The sequence below is a fragment of the Nocardia pseudovaccinii genome (assembly GCF_050942345.1).
Lineage (GTDB): Bacteria > Actinomycetota > Actinomycetes > Mycobacteriales > Mycobacteriaceae > Nocardia > Nocardia pseudovaccinii.
In genome coordinates this window covers 5,654,095-5,671,576 of sequence record NZ_CP192074.1, presented here as the reverse complement: position 1 = coordinate 5,671,576, position 17,482 = coordinate 5,654,095, and the positions used below count along the sequence as shown (strand labels likewise).

The 17,482-nt window shown below is 65.9% G+C and carries 21 protein-coding genes; 13 read left to right on the top strand and 8 right to left on the bottom strand.

The annotated features are described in order from the left end of the window. Window positions 1–60: 60 nt before the first annotated feature. The 5 genes from ACQPZ2_RS25505 to ACQPZ2_RS25485 form a co-directional block, all read right to left on the bottom strand. The gene (locus tag ACQPZ2_RS25505) at window positions 61–999 is read right to left on the bottom strand and encodes a M56 family metallopeptidase (protein ID WP_327098363.1); all 939 of its coding nucleotides are present in this window, start codon (window positions 997–999) and stop codon (window positions 61–63) included. Window positions 1,000–1,062: 63 nt separating this feature from the next. Then, window positions 1,063–1,455, bottom strand: a complete 393-nt coding sequence (locus tag ACQPZ2_RS25500; protein WP_040689937.1) for a BlaI/MecI/CopY family transcriptional regulator — start codon at window positions 1,453–1,455, stop codon at window positions 1,063–1,065. A 71-nt stretch (window positions 1,456–1,526) separates the two neighbouring features. Then, entirely contained in the window at window positions 1,527–2,342 is an 816-nt protein-coding gene (locus tag ACQPZ2_RS25495) for an ABC transporter ATP-binding protein (protein ID WP_433520753.1), read from the bottom strand. Further along, window positions 2,339–3,490 (bottom strand): FecCD family ABC transporter permease, encoded by a 1,152-nt coding sequence (locus ACQPZ2_RS25490; RefSeq protein WP_433520752.1) that lies wholly within the window; start codon window positions 3,488–3,490, stop codon window positions 2,339–2,341. The genes ACQPZ2_RS25495 and ACQPZ2_RS25490 overlap by 4 nt, the downstream gene beginning before the upstream one ends. Window positions 3,491–3,545: 55 nt before the next feature. Next, on the bottom strand, window positions 3,546–4,619 hold the full coding sequence (locus ACQPZ2_RS25485; protein WP_433520751.1) for a FecCD family ABC transporter permease: 1,074 nt from the start codon (window positions 4,617–4,619) through the stop codon (window positions 3,546–3,548). Window positions 4,620–4,727: 108 nt separating this feature from the next. Here ACQPZ2_RS25485 and ACQPZ2_RS25480 point away from each other — a divergent pair, with 108 nt between their 5' ends. From ACQPZ2_RS25480 to ACQPZ2_RS25445, 8 genes are all read left to right on the top strand, one after another. Then, the gene (locus ACQPZ2_RS25480) at window positions 4,728–5,441 is read left to right on the top strand and encodes a hypothetical protein (RefSeq protein ID WP_433520750.1); all 714 of its coding nucleotides are present in this window, start codon (window positions 4,728–4,730) and stop codon (window positions 5,439–5,441) included. 470 nt (window positions 5,442–5,911) lie between these two features. Beyond that, entirely contained in the window at window positions 5,912–6,310 is a 399-nt protein-coding gene (locus ACQPZ2_RS25475; protein ID WP_433527521.1) for a PaaI family thioesterase, read from the top strand. Between the two features lie 67 nt (window positions 6,311–6,377). After that, entirely contained in the window at window positions 6,378–6,680 is a 303-nt protein-coding gene (locus ACQPZ2_RS25470) for an urease subunit gamma (RefSeq protein WP_387292824.1), read from the top strand. A gap of 7 nt (window positions 6,681–6,687) precedes the next feature. Continuing rightward, a complete protein-coding gene (locus ACQPZ2_RS25465; protein ID WP_433520749.1) occupies window positions 6,688–7,005 on the top strand; it encodes an urease subunit beta in 318 nt (105 codons plus the stop codon). Then, entirely contained in the window at window positions 7,002–8,723 is a 1,722-nt protein-coding gene (locus tag ACQPZ2_RS25460; protein WP_433520748.1) for an urease subunit alpha, read from the top strand. Before ACQPZ2_RS25465 ends, ACQPZ2_RS25460 begins: the two co-directional genes overlap by 4 nt. A 128-nt stretch (window positions 8,724–8,851) precedes the next feature. Continuing rightward, the gene (locus ACQPZ2_RS25455; protein WP_433520747.1) at window positions 8,852–9,406 is read left to right on the top strand and encodes a YbaB/EbfC family nucleoid-associated protein; all 555 of its coding nucleotides are present in this window, start codon (window positions 8,852–8,854) and stop codon (window positions 9,404–9,406) included. Window positions 9,407–9,530: 124 nt separating this feature from the next. Further along, window positions 9,531–9,866 (top strand): type VII secretion target, encoded by a 336-nt coding sequence (locus ACQPZ2_RS25450; protein WP_433520746.1) that lies wholly within the window; start codon window positions 9,531–9,533, stop codon window positions 9,864–9,866. Between the two features lie 4 nt (window positions 9,867–9,870). Continuing rightward, on the top strand, window positions 9,871–10,881 hold the full coding sequence (locus ACQPZ2_RS25445; RefSeq protein ID WP_433520745.1) for a hypothetical protein: 1,011 nt from the start codon (window positions 9,871–9,873) through the stop codon (window positions 10,879–10,881). A 25-nt stretch (window positions 10,882–10,906) separates the two neighbouring features. Here ACQPZ2_RS25445 and ACQPZ2_RS25440 read toward each other — a convergent pair whose 3' ends face one another. Then, window positions 10,907–11,761, bottom strand: a complete 855-nt coding sequence (locus ACQPZ2_RS25440) for an SGNH/GDSL hydrolase family protein (RefSeq protein WP_433520744.1) — start codon at window positions 11,759–11,761, stop codon at window positions 10,907–10,909. Window positions 11,762–11,916: 155 nt separating this feature from the next. Between ACQPZ2_RS25440 and ACQPZ2_RS25435 the strand changes: the two genes are divergently transcribed. The 5 genes from ACQPZ2_RS25435 to ACQPZ2_RS25415 all read left to right on the top strand — a co-directional run bounded on the left by ACQPZ2_RS25435 (window position 11,917) and on the right by ACQPZ2_RS25415 (window position 15,717). After that, a complete protein-coding gene (locus ACQPZ2_RS25435; protein WP_397047331.1) occupies window positions 11,917–12,597 on the top strand; it encodes an O-methyltransferase in 681 nt (226 codons plus the stop codon). Window positions 12,598–12,761: 164 nt separating this feature from the next. Then, entirely contained in the window at window positions 12,762–13,295 is a 534-nt protein-coding gene (locus ACQPZ2_RS25430) for a DUF3558 domain-containing protein (protein WP_433520743.1), read from the top strand. Window positions 13,296–13,308: 13 nt separating this feature from the next. Next, window positions 13,309–13,674, top strand: coding sequence for a hypothetical protein (locus ACQPZ2_RS25425; protein ID WP_433520742.1), 366 nt, complete (start codon window positions 13,309–13,311; stop codon window positions 13,672–13,674). A gap of 19 nt (window positions 13,675–13,693) precedes the next feature. Beyond that, window positions 13,694–14,947, top strand: a complete 1,254-nt coding sequence (locus ACQPZ2_RS25420) for a hypothetical protein (protein ID WP_433520741.1) — start codon at window positions 13,694–13,696, stop codon at window positions 14,945–14,947. Next, window positions 14,944–15,717 (top strand): ESX secretion-associated protein EspG, encoded by a 774-nt coding sequence (locus tag ACQPZ2_RS25415; RefSeq protein WP_433520740.1) that lies wholly within the window; start codon window positions 14,944–14,946, stop codon window positions 15,715–15,717. The genes ACQPZ2_RS25420 and ACQPZ2_RS25415 overlap by 4 nt, the downstream gene beginning before the upstream one ends. Here ACQPZ2_RS25415 and ACQPZ2_RS25410 read toward each other — a convergent pair. Further along, window positions 15,708–16,688 (bottom strand): zinc-binding dehydrogenase, encoded by a 981-nt coding sequence (locus ACQPZ2_RS25410; RefSeq protein WP_433520739.1) that lies wholly within the window; start codon window positions 16,686–16,688, stop codon window positions 15,708–15,710. The two genes, ACQPZ2_RS25415 and ACQPZ2_RS25410, sit on opposite strands and share 10 nt — an antisense overlap. Before the next feature lie 56 nt (window positions 16,689–16,744). After that, window positions 16,745–17,422: a TetR/AcrR family transcriptional regulator gene (locus ACQPZ2_RS25405; protein ID WP_433520738.1), complete on the bottom strand. Its 678-nt coding sequence runs from the start codon at window positions 17,420–17,422 to the stop codon at window positions 16,745–16,747. Window positions 17,423–17,482 lie beyond the last annotated feature (60 nt).

The window sequence follows — 17,482 nt, the reverse complement described above, 5'->3', positions numbered from 1 at the left end:
TGGTTGGGCCCGGTCATCGGGATGCGGTAGGACCGGGTGTGTCGGGGAGAACCGGAGGAATCAGTTACGCAGCAGTCGATCCAGTTCGACCAGCCAGGGTACCGCGACGGCCATGGTCGGGACCACCAGGATGGCCGCCGACCCCAGATACGCCGCCGAGGCCACCCGAATATCGCCGATTCGTCCCCCCAGGCGCTGGATGCGGATCAGGGTGGTCGGCCCGCCCGCGGCGAGCGCGCCCTGCGGAGCGGTGGATTTGGCGCATGCCACCAGCGCGCGGGCCAGCGGCTTCGGGCCGGTCACCTTCACCGCCGAATCGTCGGCGAGCAGTTCGATCAGCAGCTTCACCGATCCGAGCGCGGCCTTGCTGCGCACCACCCGGGGGAAGGCCTCGTGCACCGCCGTGAACGCCTCGAGCACCAGATCGTGCCGCGCGCGCAGGTGCGAGCGCTCATGGCTGACGATGGCGGTGACCTCGGCGTCCTGCAGGCTGGTCAGCGTGCCTTCGCTCAGTACGACCCGCTGGCGCAGGCCGGGCAGACAGTAGGCGATCGGCTCGGTCGAGGCGAGCACCCGGATATCGGCGGCGCGGCGCTGCGGTCCGCTCTGGTCGAGCAGATCGACCAGCATGCGGTGGCGCGCCCGGCGCCTGCGGGTGTGCACGCCGACGCACACGATCGCGTACATCAGTCGCGCGCCGACCAGCAGGGTCAGCGCGAAGACGAAGACGTAGGCCAGCCACAGCGGCAGTCCGAGCGCGTCGATTTCCCGGGCCGGGGAGGTGGTCGGGCGACCGTTCGGTCCGGGGACGAGTAGTTGTGCGGCGATGGCCAGGCCCGAGCCGAATGCGCTGAGCACGGCGGCGAGCGCGATGGCCTGCCATAACACGAGCGCGGCGCGCGGAGTCCGATACGGCCAGGTCGCGCGGCTCAGCAGCGCTGGGGCAGGCCCCGCGAGAAGCAAAGCGAGACCGGCGAAGACCGGCGCGGTTGCGTTCATCGACTCAGCTCACTGCGTTGTGGGGCCAGGGTCTCACCTCGTTGTGAGGCCAGGATCCCAAGACTACTGCTTCGGCGGCGCAGTATCTTCGGATGCCTCGAGCTTAGCGAGTGCTTCTCGCAACGCGTCCGTATCGTCCCTGCCGACCTGTTCGACGAAATGCACGAGCGCCGCCGCGCGGCTGCCCGCCACATCGGCCTGCTGCAATGCGTCGACCATCAAGCTGGCCACCAGTTCGTCACGGGTGTGCACCGGGGCGTAGCGGTGGGCGCGGTCGTCGCGGCGCTGGACCACCAGATTCTTCTTCGCCAGCCGTTGCAGCACCGTCATCACCGTGGTGTACGCGAGCTCACGGCGGGCGGCCAAAGCCTCGTGTACCTGCCGTACGGTCTGCGGCTCGTCACTGGACCACAGCTGGTCCATGACCGCCTTCTCGAGTTCACCAAGTCCTGCCATTCCACAAGTTTACGGACTCAACGACACAATTGCGTACTACACCCCGTCGTAACTGCCTGATAGCTGGTGTGTCATTTGTCATACCTGGGCAAAACGTGCCGGGTTCCGATGGGCACGATCATCGGACGGCCGGAGACCGGATCCTCGAGGACCGAGGCGTCGAGATCGAAGACCTCGCGCAGCAGGGCGACATCGATGATATCGGCGGGCGCGCCCTGGGCGACGATGCGACCGTCGCGCATGACGATGAGTCGGTCGCTGTAGCGAATGGCCAGGTTGAGATCGTGCAGCACCATCACCACGGTGCGGCCGAGGTCGTCGTGCAGCCGGTCGATCAGGTCCAGTACCTCGACCGAATGCGCGAGGTCGAGGTAGGTGGTCGGCTCGTCGAGCAGCAAGATATCGGTGCCCTGGGCCAGTGCCATGGAGATCCAGGCGCGCTGGCGCTGACCGCCGGACAACTCGTCGAGTGAACGATCGGCCAGCTCGGCGATGCCCGTCGCCGCGAGCGCGGACATGACCTCGGCCTCGTCGGTGACCGACCACTGCCTTATCCAGGACTGATGTGGATGACGGCCGCGCGCAACGAGATCCGCGACGGTGAGGCCCTCGGGCGCGACCGGCGACTGCGGGAGCATGCCGATGACGCGTGCCACATCCTTGGTCTTCATCGTCGAAATCGCCTTGCCGTCCAACAGGATTCGCCCCTGTCGCGGACGCAGCAGGCGCCCGAGCGAGCGCAGCATGGTCGACTTGCCGCAGCCGTTGGGGCCGATGACGGTGGTGACGACGCCGGGTGCGATATCGATATCGAGGCCGTCGACGATGATGCGGTCGCCGTAACCGAGGGTGACTTCCTGTGCGGAGAGCCGCGTATCGCTGGTCATGACAGGGTCGCCTTCCGATTCATACGCACGAGCAGGTAGAGCAGGAACGGTCCGCCGAAGGCCGCGGTCACGACACCGACCGGCAGATCGACCGGGAACAGCGTGCGCGAGGCCACATCCGCGCCGACTACCAGGATGGCACCGATGAGCGCGGAGCCGATGAGTGGTTCGCCGGGAGTTCGCAGCAGTCGGCGTGCGATCTGCGGTGCGGCGAGCGCCACAAAAGTGACCGGGCCGACAGCCGCCGTGGCGACGGACGCGGCCACGACGGCCGCGCCGATCAACAGCGTCTGCTGGGTCTGGATCCGCACGCCGAGCACGCGGGTGGTGTCGGTGCCGAGACGGAGTGCGGCAAGGGTTCGCGCGGAGCCCACCGCGACCACGACGACCATGGCCAGGGCCAGCGCGGCCGGGACGAGCTTCGTGCGGTCCGCGCTGTTGAGCGAGCCATTGAGCCAGAGTTGCGCGCGGGCCGCGTCCTGCAGGCTGGCGCGGGTGAGCAGAAAGCTGATGCCGGACAACAACAATGCGTTCACACCGATGCCGATCAGCACCAGTCGCATCGGCGTGACGCCGCGGTCGCCGGTCACGCCGCGACCCCAGGCGAGGAGGTAGATCACGATCGCGGTGAGCAGACCGCCGGTCAGCGCTGCCAGTGGTGTGCCGACGCTCGCTGCGAGTCCCGTGGTCGCGCCGCCGGTTCCGACCAGTACCGCGACCGCCCCGAGGCTCGAGCCGGTGGTGATGCCGAGCATATCCGGTGCGGCGAGCGGGTTGTGCAGGATCGATTGGGTGATCGCACCCGCGATGCCGAGCGCCGCACCGACGACCGCGGCGGTGAGCGCGCGCGGCAATCGGGACTCCAGCACGATGAAGCGCTGGGATCGAGTGCCGCCGCCGCCGAGGACATCGAGTACTCGGCCGATCGGAATGTGGGTGTCGCCGAAGGCGATATCGAGGCAGAACAGTGTGAGCACGATCGCGGCGAGCGCCAGAACCATGAGCGCCATGGTGGGGCGCGACACAATCGACACCGGACCGAGGCGCAAGGCGGGGCGGATGCGGCGCAACGGCGTTGCCGACGGAGTGCCGCCAGGCCCGCTCGCGGTGCTGTCCGGGGAGATTGCGTCCATGATTCGTTCGCTCATGGATGCTCCCCGGTGGCCCGCGAATTCGTGCGCGGCGATCGCGGTGACATCTCCCTCACAGGCTCACCAACTTCTTGCGACGAACGAGCAGAATGAAAAACGGTGCACCCAGGGCCGAGATCATCACGCCGACCTGTACTTCGCCCGGTCGCGCCACAGTTCGCCCGACCACATCGGCGACGAGCAGCAGTAGTGCACCGAGCAGTCCGGAGTACGGGATCAGCCAGCGATAGTCCGGACCGGTGAAAACCCTTGCGACATGCGGCACTATCAATCCGATGAACGCGATCGGGCCGACCGCCGCTGTCGCTGCGCCGCACAGCAATACGATCGCCGCCAGGCCGAGCGCACGGCTGCGCCCGATATGGACCCCGAGTCCACGCGCGACCTCGTCACCGAGGCTCAGCAGATTCAGGCCCGGCGCGGCCGCGACGGCCAGCACGACTCCGCTCGCCAAGAACGGCAGCACCTGCCAGAACACCTCGGCGTCGCGCCCGTTCACCGTGCCGACCACCCAGAATCGGTAGGTGTCCAGCGCGGCATTGTCCATGAGCACAATGGCATTCGTCATCGCCTGCAGGAATGCGGTCACCGCGGCACCTGCCAGCACCAGGCTGAGCGGACTCGCCTTGCCACCGCCGATCGCGGACACGCCGAACACCACCAGCCCGGCGATCAGCGCACCCGCGAAGGCGAACCAGATGTACTGCTCGGGTGCGGTCAGCGCGAAAAGGTAAATGCTCAGTGCCGCAAGGAAGGCCGCGCCCGCGTTCAAGCCGAGCAGGCCCGCGTCGGCGAGCGGATTGCGGGTATAGCCCTGGATCAGCGCACCCGCGATGCCGAGCGCGAGCCCGGTGATCAGCCCGAGTGCGGTGCGCGGCAAGCGAAGTCCGCGCACGATCTCCTCCGCCGTCGACCTGGCGGGACAGGTGAACGGCCGGCCCGGACAGCTGAGGGCATTGTGCACGGCGTCGTAGACGGCGCCGGGGGGCAGTGACCGGGTGCCGATGGCGATGCTGGCCACGGTGGCGATGAGGAGCAGTGCGGTCAATGCGACGAGTCCGAGCCGACGACGGCGCGCCGTATTCGTTCGTCGCGCCCCCGGCGCGATGGTGCCTGATGCCGTCACGGCGACGAACTACTCCTGACTAGATAGCTGGTATCCGATTGTTAGGTCTGGTAAGCCTAACCTATCTTTTCAATCCGACCCATCACGGAGCCGACCCGAGGAGGTTCGATGTCCGAGCCAGTCACCACCTACATGCCTCGCCAGTCCCAGGTGGCATTCGGTAGGGCCTGTGCCCGGTTGCGCTCGTTGCAACCCGAACATCCGCGGGTATATGCGGTGGCCGCCATGTCCGAACAGGGCAAACGGCGCTGGTGGCGGCTGGCCGACGGATTGCGCGAGGGACGGATCGAGCTGATGTATCGGCGGCATGCCGCGGAGATGATCAGCGCCGATACCGCCGCCGAGGTGGTGGCGACCGCGCTGATCCACGCGGTGATCGGCCGGGTGGTCGCGCTCCTGGTGGCCGAGGGGCGGGTCTGGGATCCGGGTCTCGAGAATCTGTGGCTCCACACCGACAATGACGGCGGCATCGACTGGGCGGGCTTGGCGGACACCACGATTCGGGTGCTCGACGGTGATCGGCTGGCAGGGGAGGCCGGTGTGGTCACGTTGCCGTGCGAGCGGGCGATGTACGTCTGGCTCGCGCATCGGTGTGAGCCGTCGTTGCGGTTGATCCAGCGGACATTGGCGGGTTGCGCGGGACTCGGTGAGCGTCGGTTCTGGTCGCTGGTCGGTGAATCGATCGTGGGCGCAGCCACTTACGTGCCGGATCTGGCGCGGACGGATTCGCTGGTCGGTGCGCGCCGGGGTGAGGGGTTGCTGTCGACGCTGGAAGAGCGCGGTTTGCCCGTGCGACGCGTTGTGGGTTGCTTGGTTCGATAAGGCCCTATCGTTTGGCGGGTTGCTCGGCTCTACCCGCGGCGTCTCGGTGGGCACGGCGAACGAATTGCCATGGTTGCCGGTTGCGTGCCGAGCCGGTCCACCGGGGCCGTGTCGACGATCGGGCGCGCTGGTCGTGTGTGGAATGGGTTATGGCAGAAAGTGTCTGGCCGTCTGCATGGTCTTGGTCGCGTGCGGAGCCCGATCCGACAGGAGTTGCTCACTTAGGTAAGCCTGACCTATAATAATTTCGGCGTTGGGATCGGCCGAGTGTTCCGGAGGGCTGCCGTGAACCCCCGATCCACTGCCGCGGCGGGCTCCATGTGCGTGTGGAGCCCGCCGCTCTGTCTCGGCGAGCGAACGCCGGGAAGTAGCCGTCGTGCGAGGGCCGGGACGCCCTGTGTCAAGGTGAATGCATGACACAGCAGGAAGTTGCCCAGATCGAGTCGCTGGCCGACGTGACGCCCGAGCTGATGACCGAGCTCAGCAAGAACACCTTCACCGATCTGATCGGCCTCGAATTCACCGAGGTCACGCCGGATCGGGTGCGCGGAGAGTTGACGGCGGGGCCGCAGTTGCTGCAGCTGGCCGGCATTGTCAACGGCGGCGTGTACTGCACGGTTGTCGAAACGCTGGCAAGCGTCGGGGGTGGGGTCTGGTACAACGCCCAGGGCAATAAGGGCACCGTGGTCGGGGTGAACAACAACACCGACTTCCTGCGCTCGGTCCGCGAGGGCAAGGTCTTCGGCGAGGCGACGCCGCTGCACCGCGGCCGCTTGCAGCAGCTGTGGCAGGTCGTACTCGCCGATGGCGAGGGTCGCACGGTGGCGCGTGGCCAGGTGCGGCTGCAGAACCTGCCCGCCCGGGATTGATCGGCGCTCCCGGAACGGGCGTGCCAGAATTACCGTCACCCCGATCCATGAGCGTTGAGGAGCCCGGATGCGACTGTCGCCGCACGAGCAGGAACGGCTGCTGCTGAGCTACGCGGCCGAACTGGCCCGGCGCAGGCAGGCGCGCGGGCTCAAGCTGAACCATCCGGAGGCGGTCGCGCTGATCACCGATCATGTGCTCGAGGGTGCGCGCGACGGGCGCACGGTCGCGGAGCTGATGTCTTCGGGGCGAACGGTTCTCACGCGTGCCGATGTGATGGACGGGGTGCCGGAGATGATCCACGACGTGCAGGTCGAGGCCACCTTCCCGGACGGCACCAAACTGGTCACCGTCCACCATCCGATCGGCTAGGGCGACCATGATTCCGGGTGAATATCTCTGCGCCGAGGGCACGATCGAGCTGAACGCGGGCGCCGACCGCATCGAGCTCGATGTCGTGAATACCGGTGACCGACCGGTCCAGATCGGCAGCCATGTGCATTTCCCGCAGGCCAATGCCGTGCTGCGTTTCGATCGAGAGGCCGCGCACGGACGTCGGCTCGATATTCCCGCCGGTACCGCAGTGCGCTTCGAACCCGGTCTCGGCCAACGGGTTTCGCTGGTTCCGCTGGGCGGTGCGCGCGAGGTGCACGGCATCAGCCTGAATCCCCCCGGACGTTTGGACGGTGCGTCATGAGTGAGCTGAGCCGCGCGCGCTACGCCGAGCTGTTCGGCCCGACCACCGGCGACCGAATTCGCCTGGCGGATACCGATCTGCTGATCGAGATCACCGAAGACCGCAGCGGCGGACCGGGACTCGCGGGCGATGAGGCCGTCTTCGGCGGCGGCAAGGTGCTGCGCGAATCCATGGGCCAAGCCCGCGCGACCCGCGCCGACGGCACCCCCGACACCGTCATCACCGGCGTGGTCATCATCGATCACTGGGGAATCATCAAGGCCGACGTGGGAATTCGCGACGGCCGCATCAGTGCCGTCGGCAAGGCGGGCAATCCGGACACCATGAACGGAGTGCATCCGGATCTGGTGGTCGGCGCGAATACCGAGATCATCGCGGGCAACGGCCGGATCCTCACCGCGGGCGCCATCGACTGTCATGTGCACTTCATCTGTCCGCAGCTGATGGACGAGGCACTCGGCGGCGGCATCACCACATTGATCGGCGGCGGCACCGGCCCGGCCGAGGGCAGCAAGGCGACCACCGTGACCCCCGGATCCTGGCATCTGGCCCGGATGTTGGAGGCCACCGACGCCTGGCCGATGAATATCGTGTTGCTGGGCAAGGGCAATACCGTCAGCGCCGAATCCATGTGGGAGCAATTGCGCGGTGGCGCAGCGGGTTTCAAGCTGCACGAGGACTGGGGTTCCACTCCGGCCGCCATCGATGCCTGCCTCACCGTCGCCGATGCGGCGGGTGTACAAGTGGCGCTGCACTCGGACACCTTGAACGAAGCCGGATTCGTAGAGGACACGCTCGCCGCCATCGCGGGCCGCGGCATCCACGCCTACCACACCGAGGGCGCGGGTGGCGGGCACGCACCCGACATCATCACCGTCGCTGCACATCTCAATGTGCTGCCCAGTTCGACCAACCCGACCCGTCCGCATACCGTCAATACCTTGGACGAGCACCTGGACATGCTCATGGTGTGCCATCACCTCAGCGCGTCCATCCCGGAGGATCTCGCCTTCGCGGAGAGTCGAATTCGCCCCTCCACCATCGCCGCCGAGGATCTGCTGCACGATCTCGGCGCGATCTCCATGATCGGCAGCGACTCCCAGGCCATGGGCCGCATCGGCGAGGTCGTCATGCGCACCTGGCAGACCGCGCACGTCATGAAGCGCCGCCGCGGTGCGCTGGCCGGCGACGGCGCCGCCGACAACGCCCGCGTGCGGCGCTACATCGCGAAATACACCATCTGCCCGGCCATTGCCCACGGACTCGACCACGAAATCGGTTCGGTGGAGGTGGGCAAGCTCGCCGACCTCGTGCTGTGGGATCCGGCGTTCTTCGGTGTCCGCCCGCATGCCGTCCTCAAGGGCGGCGCGATCGCCTGGGCCGCCATGGGCGATGCCAACGCCTCCATCCCCACGCCGCAGCCGGTGTTGCCGCGCCCCATGTTCGGTGCCGCACCGCTGGCCGCCGCCGCGACCTCGTTGCACTTCGTCTCCGAACAAGCCATCGAGAACGGCCTCGCCGACCGCTTGGGCCTGCGCCGAAAACTGGCTCCCGTCAAGAACGTTCGTCGCGTGACCAAGGCGGATATGCCGAACAATGACGCCATGCCCCGGATCGAAGTAGATCCGGACACCTTCACCGTGCGCATCGACGGCGAGGTCTGGACCGAGCAGCCCGCCACCGAATTGCCCATGGCCCAGCGCTACTTCCTGTTCTGATTGCCGGTGCGGGGAAGGGCTGTTTGCCGGGCGACGGCTCGACATCGTAGGGTCGGTCCCGGCGTCGGGGGCGGAGCATTCGTGACCCCGGAACATGGCACAACCGTAGGTGCCACAATGCGAAGGGGATGAAGTTGCTGAGCGGTGACCCAGGGCAGGCAGCAGACGAACTCACCCAGTGGGCCGAGGACCTCGAGCGCAAGGCTCAGCAGTATCAGAGCCTGCACGGCCGCATGGCCACCGTGACGGTGACCGAAACGTCGAGCGACAACCGGATCTCCGTAACTGTCGACGCCAACGGTGTACCCACCGACATCAAGCTGTCGTCGGCGGCACGTGGCATGGACCCGGCCGTCATCTCCGGCGAGATCATGTCCTGCATGCGGCGCGCGCAGGCGAAACTGCGCCACCAGGTCACGAACATGGTGCACGATGCGGTCGGCGACGACGACGCCGGTGCGGCGATCATCGGCCAATATGCCGATCGCTTTCCGGACGTCGATCCTGTCGATCCAGTTCCCACCCGGGCACCCGAGCCGCCGGTATACAGCCCACCGCCCACCGGCTTCCAGCCCGAGCCGCCGCCATCGGGATCGCGCAAGCCCAATCGCGATGACATCGTCGTGCCCGACGAACCGACCGAAGAGGATCTGTACTACCAGCGCAAGTCCTGGCTGGAATAGGGTGCGCGAGCCGAACGACATGGTTCCGTCCGGATCGGATGGAACCGGATGTGCAGTGGGAGCGTCCTAGTCAGAGGGCCGTCATTCGACGGCGCGAATCCGAGGTACGGCGAGTAAGGACGACATGGGCAATTCGGATGGGGTGAACGTCGACCCGGATCAGCTGCGCGATCATGCGCAGAAGGTGGAGCAGGCGATCGAGGGGGTGCCGTTGTCCCGCGAGGCCGCCGACTATCTGGCTCAGGCGGATGACGGATACGGATGGCTGGTGGGGCCGTACGCCAAGTCGGTACTGAATTCGCTGCACGACCGGATCACCGAGAGCCTGCGCACGTTGACCGAGGAGACCGAGTCGTTGCCACGCAAACTTCGTTTCGCCGCGGACTCCTTCGAAAACGTCGACCAGAGTCGAGCCGACGGCACAGATCGTCAGCGCGAGCAGCTCGAACAGCAGGTGTAGTCGAATGGCGTACGAGAATTCGGTCGGCAAGTTCCTCAACGAAGATGCGCCGCCGTTGCCCGGGCAACTGGACAATTTCGACGACGACGCGCGCCCGGACAACGAACTGCTCGAAAACGGTGTCGACTACCGCGAGGAGTACTACCAGGAGGATGCGACCGTCTTCCGGAAACTCGGCTTGCCCGAGGGAGCGAAGAAGGGCGAAGACGGCGAGAGCGAAGACGCTGACGCGGGGATTCTCAGCGGCACTTCGGTCGGCGACGCGTTCGAAGCGGGCCACAAGTTCAAACTGGCGCTCAGTGGCGAGGACACCGGCCGGAATCTCTACGAGGGCGCCATGAAGGCGTGGGCGGCCGCCGCCGACGTCAAAGAGCTCGCGAGTATCGGCTCGGATCTGGTCAGCGGCAGAGCTCTCGCGATATTCGACCCGTTCAACTTCGTCGGCGGGTTGCTCATGGGGTGGATGCTCGAACATGTCGAGCCGATGCGGAAATCGCTGGACTCGCTGGCCGGTAATCCCGATATGGTGTCGGCCTATTCGGACTCCTGGGCGAATATTTCGGAGCGACTGACGGAGGTCGCGGCGACCTGGTCGACCGAGGTGAAGCAGGGCACCGCGGCGTGGACCGGTGCCGCCGCGAACGCCTATCGGGCGAAGGCGGACGCACACATGGCGTCGATCGCCACCCAGGCCGCGCTCGCCGATTCGCTGAGCAAGGTGAACAAGAAGATGGGTGAGCTCGTGGACGGGGTTCGCGGCATTGTCACCGAGATCTTGAACAGCCTGGCCGGCGTTCTGGTCGAGATCGCCGCCATCCTCATCGCATCCGCCGGAACGGCATCACCGGCTCTCATTGCCCGCGCGGTATTCGAAATATCGACGGCGACCATGAGCGTTTCCCGCATGCTGCTCAAACTGACTACCGCGCTGATCAGCCTGGGCGCATTGCTCCGTGAAATGATGAAAATTGTCACCGCGGTCACTCAGATCGAGCTCGAGGCGGCGAAAGCCTGACAGCCCCAAGCAGTTTCGTATCGACTCAGCGCGGAGCTCCCGATGACCGGATGGCCTGGGTGATGATGTCGGCGACGCCGCGCATGCCTTCGAGGGTGGGGTGGTAGGGGACCAGGGTTTCGGTGGCGATGATGGGGTCGAACCATCGGATTCCAGCGGGCGCGCACATGTCGTGCCCGATCGACTGCGGGCGGGTGTCGATATAGGTCGCACCCGCGGCGGCGGCTTCGCGGGCGACGACGCTGTCGAGGCGGTCGAAGGCGGCCTGGATGGTGGCGGCGTCGGTGGGGCGCAGGCCGATCAGGTCGGGGCAGCCGCCGTCGCGGACGTAAGTCGGCCAGCCGTCGACGAAGATCGTCGCATTCGGGGCCAGTGACGAGATCCGATGCAGGGCAGTCGAATACGCGGCAACGATGCTGTCGATATCGGCGTCCCACGCTGGGTCGGCGCACGGCTTCGCTCCGGCCAGGTGACAGGTGAGGATGTATTTGGTCATTTTGGCGTCGTTAGCGCCGATATGCACCGTCACGAGTTGGGTTTTCGGTCCGAGGGCGTCGAATTGCGGTGGGATGCCAGGGCCTTGGGATGCGGTGAGGTCCGAAATCTTGGCGGAGCTGCAGGTTCGGTCGTCCAGTTCCAGGCCGAGGTCGGCGGCGACCAGTTTCGGGGTATTGGCAGTGGAGCGGGCGCATTGCAGCGGTGCCCCGGTATCGAATTTCTGGACACCGGTGGTCGCGGCACCGGAATCGCCGAGGGCGACGTAGGCGGCGCCGCCGTCCGCCGGCGCCGATGATGCGGGTGCAGCCAGGAAAGCAGAAGTGAGGGCTAGCAGGCTGATCGCGAGTGAGCCTGCGCGCCAACCAGTTCGGCGGGTCTTCATGATCGCTCCCTCGTCCGCAGTAAAAGTGATACGGATTGGTCTCAGTTCTTGGGCACGCTACTGGGTGAGCGGTGTGGCCCGCAAGGTTTCCGGGGAACACGGGTGTCGGCTTCAGTTTCGGCGGTATCCGGGCACCCGGTGGCAGACTTCATGGCATGACGACGTTCGAGTGGGCCGACGTGGACAGCTACATCGTGGACTCTCTGGTGGGAGGCGAGGATTCGACCGCGACGGCATTGGCCGCGAATGCGGCGGCCGGATTGCCCGCCATCGACGTATCGCCGGCGCAAGGAAAGTTCCTGCATCTGATAGCGCGGTCGATCGGGGCGCGGAGGGTGCTCGAAATCGGCACGCTCGGCGGTTACAGCACGATCTGGTTGGCGCGGGCAGTGGGTAAGGACGGCCAGGTCATCACCCTGGAATTCGAGCCGCGGCACGCGCGGGTGGCGCGGGAGAATCTGGATCGGGCCGAGGTCGGGGACCGGGTCGAGATTCGAGTGGGTGCTGCTCTGGACAGTCTGCCCGTACTGGCAGAGGAGGATCCGGAGCCGTTCGATCTGGTGTTCATCGACGCCGACAAGGTCAACAATTCGAACTACGTGCTCTGGGCGCTGCGCCTGACCCGGCCCGGCTCGGTGATCATCGTCGACAACGTCGTGCGCAATGGCGCTGTCGCCGACGACCATTCGGACGATCCGGCGGTCCAGGCCAGCCGCGATCTGGTGGACCTGCTCGCCGCCGAGCCGAGCCTCGACGCCACCATTGTGCAAACCGTCGGCAGCAAGGGCTGGGACGGTTTCGCCTACGCCGTGGTCAACGGTGAGGCCCTCGACTGAGCGCGGCAGCTCGGATCCCCGGTGCGCGATTTTGCCGGTGATCCGGGCGTGGGGGCGGCGGATGGGCGTGATTGGATGGAACCGAACAGCGGCGGGGTGCGTCATAGACTTCGAGCGACGTGTGATGGCTGGAACGGGAGGCCTTGGTGGGACGACGGACGACGATGACCGTGGTGGCGGTGGGGATGCTGTTGGTGGCGACCGGCTGCGGATCGACGAAGGGTGGGACGGCCACGCCGAGTACCGGAGCTGCGGGTACCTCGGCCGCGACTGCGGCACTGTGGGATCCGTGCACGCAGGTTTCGGATCAGACGCTTCAGAAGGTCGGGGTTGTTCCGTCCACGAAGAAGTCTGGTGTGGCGGGCGTCGAGGAACCGGGTTGGAAAGTGTGCGCCTGGAACAGCGCCCCATCGTTGTGGGATTACACCGTTACGGTGTATTCCACGATCCACAACGTTGATGCGTACAAAAAGAAGAAGGAGAACGTCGACTTCGTTGGCATCAAGGTGCAGGGGCGTGATGGCTTCCGCTTCCATACGACCAACGACAAGGACGACGAGGACTGCGACTTGGTTTTCCCAGCCACACAGGGTGCACTGCAGATCTCCGTATTCAAAGCTTCGCCGAACAAGCCGGTCGTGGCATGCGACCAAGCGATGGCGGCAGCCGGCACGCTTGTTCCGCTCTTTCCGCGTTGAATTAGGGGTAACCGTGTCCATGCAAGAAGAAAAGACGCGCTGGCAGTACCTGTCCGGGGAGGCGGAAGCCGGTCGGCTATATCTGGACCCCTCCGTTGCCAAGAGCTGCCGCGACGCATGTAACCGTCAGATCGACCTCTATAGCACGCTGCGCAACGACCTGAAGATCATGAGCCGCGTGACTGGTCTCGGACGTTTCGATTGCTCCGAGGCACTGGCTGAGATGCTGGGGGCGAAGGCGATCGGCGGCGACGGCGACGTCGACACCGCGCTCAAAGAGCACATCGAGGTAGTAACCCTCATCCGCGACACCATCCAAAAGTCCGTGGACAAGCTCGAGGCGCAGGACGAGTCCTACTCGAAGCTCTTCAAAAACTGAAAAGAACGGGGGAACAGCCGTGGTATTTCCAATTCTTCCGGAAATCGGTATCGCGCTGTACGAGTGGAGTAAATCCGGTCCGCCCAGTTCGTCCTCTCGGGACGAGAGTGCGGATGCGACGCAGGCGCGGAATCGGATCAAGGAAATCGAGAGTGCCGGGCTCGGTCTGCAATCGCAGCCTTCGAAGGTGCCCGAATCCGCATATGTGAACCCGGACCAGTTGGACGATCTGTACGGTCGGGTTTCGTCGATGTCGGTGACCGATGTCAAGGGGCTCGAGCAGCGGTGGAATGCCATGAAGAACGCACTGGACGACGGTCTGAAGAATTTTCAGCCGGAAATCCTGAAGGCGATGGACGGCAAGTGGAACGGCGCCTCGGCCAAGTCGGCGTCGGACGGTATCAAGGAGTACGTCGACAAGTCGGCCGGTCTGGTCGGGTCGGTGCAGTTGGTCGCCGAGAAGGTGAAGCTCGTCCGTTCCGGGATCGAGCTCACCACGGCCAATGTGCAGGAAGCGCCCGGTCACACCATCACCAGCAACATTGCCAGCTGGATTCCGGGTCCGACGTGGAGTATCAACAGCCATCGGGACGAGCAGTACAAGTCGGCCGCCGAGAACACGGTCAAGAATGTCTTCTACCCGTCGGTCCGCGAGGCCGATACCGGTGTCCCGCTGGTGCCCAAGCCATACAACCCCGTCTACAAATCCGACGACACGACGAAAAAGCCGGATGACGGTTCCGGCGGTAAAACGCCGGGTAAGGACCAGTCCAAGAGCCCCACCACTGGGACGGACCCGAAGAAGACGGACACCGGTGCCGAAACCCCGGGGAGCACCACCCCGTCCACGACGGACGACACGTCGAGCACCAGCCCCAGCACGACCAACACCTCGACCACGCCGACCACCACCGACACACCGACCGTTCCGACTTCGACGACTCCCACCGGGACTACCCCGAGCCTCAGCTCCGGCGGCTCCGGCACCAGCTCGGGCACCCCGTCGACGGGCACGCCGTCCGCGGGTAAAACCCTCAACCTCCCGCCGGTCGTCACCACGTCCGGCACTACCGGCACGTCCGCTTCCAGTGGCAGCACCGGCCGCTCGGGCATGTCGGGGATGGGTATGCCGGGTTCCCGCGGCGGCGGCAAGGATGACGAAAAAGAGTCGAAGTCGAAGGAATACCTGGTGAATCAGCAGAACGGTGAGGAGCTCACCGGTCTCGACGAGGCGCATCGGGTGAAGACGGTGCCGCCGGTGATCGGCGAATGACCGTGCGGGACTGGACTTTTACTCCGCTCGGCTTCAAGGTGCTGTGGCGGGCGATGGAACGCGATGTACTGCCGTATCCGCTGCAGTACCGGTCCACCGAACGGACCCTGGCCGAATACGATCAGGCGTGGAAGGACGAGGCGGGCGCCCTGCACCGTCAACTCGACGACTGGCTGCGCTCCGCGCTCGGTATTCTCGCGCAGCCCGAGGCACGTATCCAGGTCGCCGGATTCCTGGGCAAGACGAAGCTCCGGGTGCATGTCGCGGTTCGGCATCAGCACGCGGTATGGCTGCGGCAGGAGCCCACCGATGATCCGGATCGCGGTGGGGCGGTACACATGTCGATGATGGATGCCGACTTTGTTTCGCGCCGGGTGGCGGATCTGTTGCCGCCCGCGCGGCGCGGCAGTGGACCCGGGCTGGAGGTTTCGCGCCACGATCTCGAGGACGGCGCGGATGACGACCGCCCGTACTACGTGGGCTCGCGCTCACCGCGTCAGGAGGCCGCCCAGTTCTTCGAACGGCCGCGTCTCAATGTCGTGCATGTCGCGGTGTATGCGGGTGCGGCCTGGGACAACCGGCCCGCACCCTCACGCGGCTTCCACGTCATGGACTATCCGGACGGTCGCTATCTGGTGCGCAGTGGCGGCACCATCAGCGCCGTTCCCGCGGACGCGCTGGTCATCACGGACAACCTCGACCGGGCGATGCGCGCAACGGTCGAGGGGTTCCGCGAGGAGAACGACCAGGGCTACCGCTCCTACGCCTGAAGCACCACCTTCCCGACAGTGCCGCGCGACTCGAGCGCGCGGTGCGCGTCGGCCGCATCGGCAAGTGCGAAAAGCTGGACCGTGGGCCGCAGCCGGCCGGCTGCGGCCTCGGCCATGGCCTTATCCTCCAGCGGGCGCAGATCGCCGCCGGCGCGCTGGAGCATGCGGGGTCCCACGACCATCTCGGAGGTGATGCCGCGCGTGGCCGACTCCTGCTCCGAAAGCGATAGCGGAGCACTGTCGGCCGCACCGTAGATCAGATGCCGACCGCCCTTGCCGAGCAGATCGATTGCGGTGCGGCTTATTTCGCCGCCGACACCGTCGAACAGCACAGTGGCCCTGCGTTCGCCGAGTTGGGCGCGCACCTGCTCGGGCCAGTCGGAGCGAAGGTAGTCGATCGCGATATCCGCGCCATTGCGTTGCACCAGTTCGACTTTCGCGGGTCCACCGGCCAACCCGACGACCGTCGCGCCGACATTCTTCGCATGCTGAACAAGCAGTGTCCCGATGCCACCCGCGGCGGCCGTTATCACCACGACACTGTCGGGGCCGAGTTCGGTGAACAACAGAATTCCCATGGTCGTTCGCCCGGTGCCGACGATCGCGACCGCCTCCGCCGGATCGAGGTCGGCCGGAATCTCGTGCAGCCGAGCCGTTTCCGTCACGGCCAACTCGGCATAGCCGCCGGGCTCCTGGCCGAGATGCGCGACGACCCGCTTTCCGAGCCAGGACGCATCGACGTCGGGTCCGATCTGGTCCACGGTCCCGGCGACTTCCCGCCCCGGGATTGTCGGCAAAGTGGGCGGCGGATAGGGACCGGGCGCACCACGACGCAAGGCCGTATCGATGAAATGCACGCCCGCCGCCGCGACCCGGATGAGCACCTGACCTGGTCCCGGCACGGGATCGGGAACCGTTTCGTAGCGCAGATTTTCGGCTGGTCCGAAGGTGTGAAGGCGGATGGCGTGCACGTGGCTCCTAGTCGTCGGCGAACCACCCCACCCTGCAACCTGAAGTGCCATTGAGGTCAAGCGGTGGTGGACCTCGAGCACCGTGCTTCGAATCCGTCGCAGAGCGCGGACAATCCGATATACAGCAGATCTTCCGAGGTCAGGTCGCTGACGCCGCTGCCGTTCAGATCGGCGAGTGCGGGCGGGATCGGCAGTTGTGAGGTTCCTTCCAGCAAGGCCCGCAGTCCGTTCGAGCCCTCCGGATTCATGCCCTTGCGCGCGACCAGCGCACCGCTGATATGTGGCAGCGTGGCCCCGGAGATGTAGTTCCACACCGCGAAGGCCATGGTGGACGCCTCGCGGGTCGAGACATCGAGCTCGCGCAGCCCCTCGACCAGCCAGGCGAAACAGGCCAGACCCTGCGGGCCGAAGCTGTAGCGGGGCATCGCGAAGGTGAGCAGCACCCACGGATGCTTCTGGTAGAGCGCCCAATCGATTTCGGCGGCAATGCGGACCCGGTCGCGCCAGGTCCAGTTCTTGCCCTCCGGCGACGGATATGGGTTGCGGGCCGAGATCTCGTCGGTCATCAGCGCGAGCAGCTCGTCCTTGTTCGCGACGTGCCGGTACAGCGACATGGCCCCGACACCCAGTTGCTCGGCGATATGTCGCATGGACAATCCGTCGAGCCCTGCCTCGTCGGCGAGGGTGATCGCGGTGTCGACAATGGCCGCCTGGGTGAGCTTCGGCTCGGTCATCCCATGACTCGCTTCCAGTTTTGGGACCGCATGCGTACACTGTACCCGGATTGATGCGTA

Excerpts from the sequence above, each read along its gene's own strand:
- ACQPZ2_RS25505 (WP_327098363.1), bottom strand. The coding sequence starts at position 999 with ATGAACGCAACCGCGCCGGTCTTCGCCGGTCTCGCTTTGCTTCTCGCG.
- ACQPZ2_RS25500 (WP_040689937.1), bottom strand. The coding sequence starts at position 1,455 with ATGGCAGGACTTGGTGAACTCGAGAAGGCGGTCATGGACCAGCTGTGG.
- ACQPZ2_RS25495 (WP_433520753.1), bottom strand. The coding sequence starts at position 2,342 with ATGACCAGCGATACGCGGCTCTCCGCACAGGAAGTCACCCTCGGTTAC.
- ACQPZ2_RS25490 (WP_433520752.1), bottom strand. The coding sequence starts at position 3,490 with ATGAGCGAACGAATCATGGACGCAATCTCCCCGGACAGCACCGCGAGC.
- ACQPZ2_RS25480 (WP_433520750.1), top strand. The coding sequence starts at position 4,728 with ATGTCCGAGCCAGTCACCACCTACATGCCTCGCCAGTCCCAGGTGGCA.
- ACQPZ2_RS25475 (WP_433527521.1), top strand. The coding sequence starts at position 5,912 with ATGACCGAGCTCAGCAAGAACACCTTCACCGATCTGATCGGCCTCGAA.
- ACQPZ2_RS25470 (WP_387292824.1), top strand. The coding sequence starts at position 6,378 with ATGCGACTGTCGCCGCACGAGCAGGAACGGCTGCTGCTGAGCTACGCG.
- ACQPZ2_RS25465 (WP_433520749.1), top strand. The coding sequence starts at position 6,688 with ATGATTCCGGGTGAATATCTCTGCGCCGAGGGCACGATCGAGCTGAAC.
- ACQPZ2_RS25460 (WP_433520748.1), top strand. The coding sequence starts at position 7,002 with ATGAGTGAGCTGAGCCGCGCGCGCTACGCCGAGCTGTTCGGCCCGACC.
- ACQPZ2_RS25455 (WP_433520747.1), top strand. The coding sequence starts at position 8,852 with ATGAAGTTGCTGAGCGGTGACCCAGGGCAGGCAGCAGACGAACTCACC.
- ACQPZ2_RS25450 (WP_433520746.1), top strand. The coding sequence starts at position 9,531 with ATGGGCAATTCGGATGGGGTGAACGTCGACCCGGATCAGCTGCGCGAT.
- ACQPZ2_RS25445 (WP_433520745.1), top strand. The coding sequence starts at position 9,871 with ATGGCGTACGAGAATTCGGTCGGCAAGTTCCTCAACGAAGATGCGCCG.
- ACQPZ2_RS25440 (WP_433520744.1), bottom strand. The coding sequence starts at position 11,761 with ATGAAGACCCGCCGAACTGGTTGGCGCGCAGGCTCACTCGCGATCAGC.
- ACQPZ2_RS25435 (WP_397047331.1), top strand. The coding sequence starts at position 11,917 with ATGACGACGTTCGAGTGGGCCGACGTGGACAGCTACATCGTGGACTCT.
- ACQPZ2_RS25430 (WP_433520743.1), top strand. The coding sequence starts at position 12,762 with ATGACCGTGGTGGCGGTGGGGATGCTGTTGGTGGCGACCGGCTGCGGA.
- ACQPZ2_RS25415 (WP_433520740.1), top strand. The coding sequence starts at position 14,944 with ATGACCGTGCGGGACTGGACTTTTACTCCGCTCGGCTTCAAGGTGCTG.
- ACQPZ2_RS25405 (WP_433520738.1), bottom strand. The coding sequence starts at position 17,422 with ATGACCGAGCCGAAGCTCACCCAGGCGGCCATTGTCGACACCGCGATC.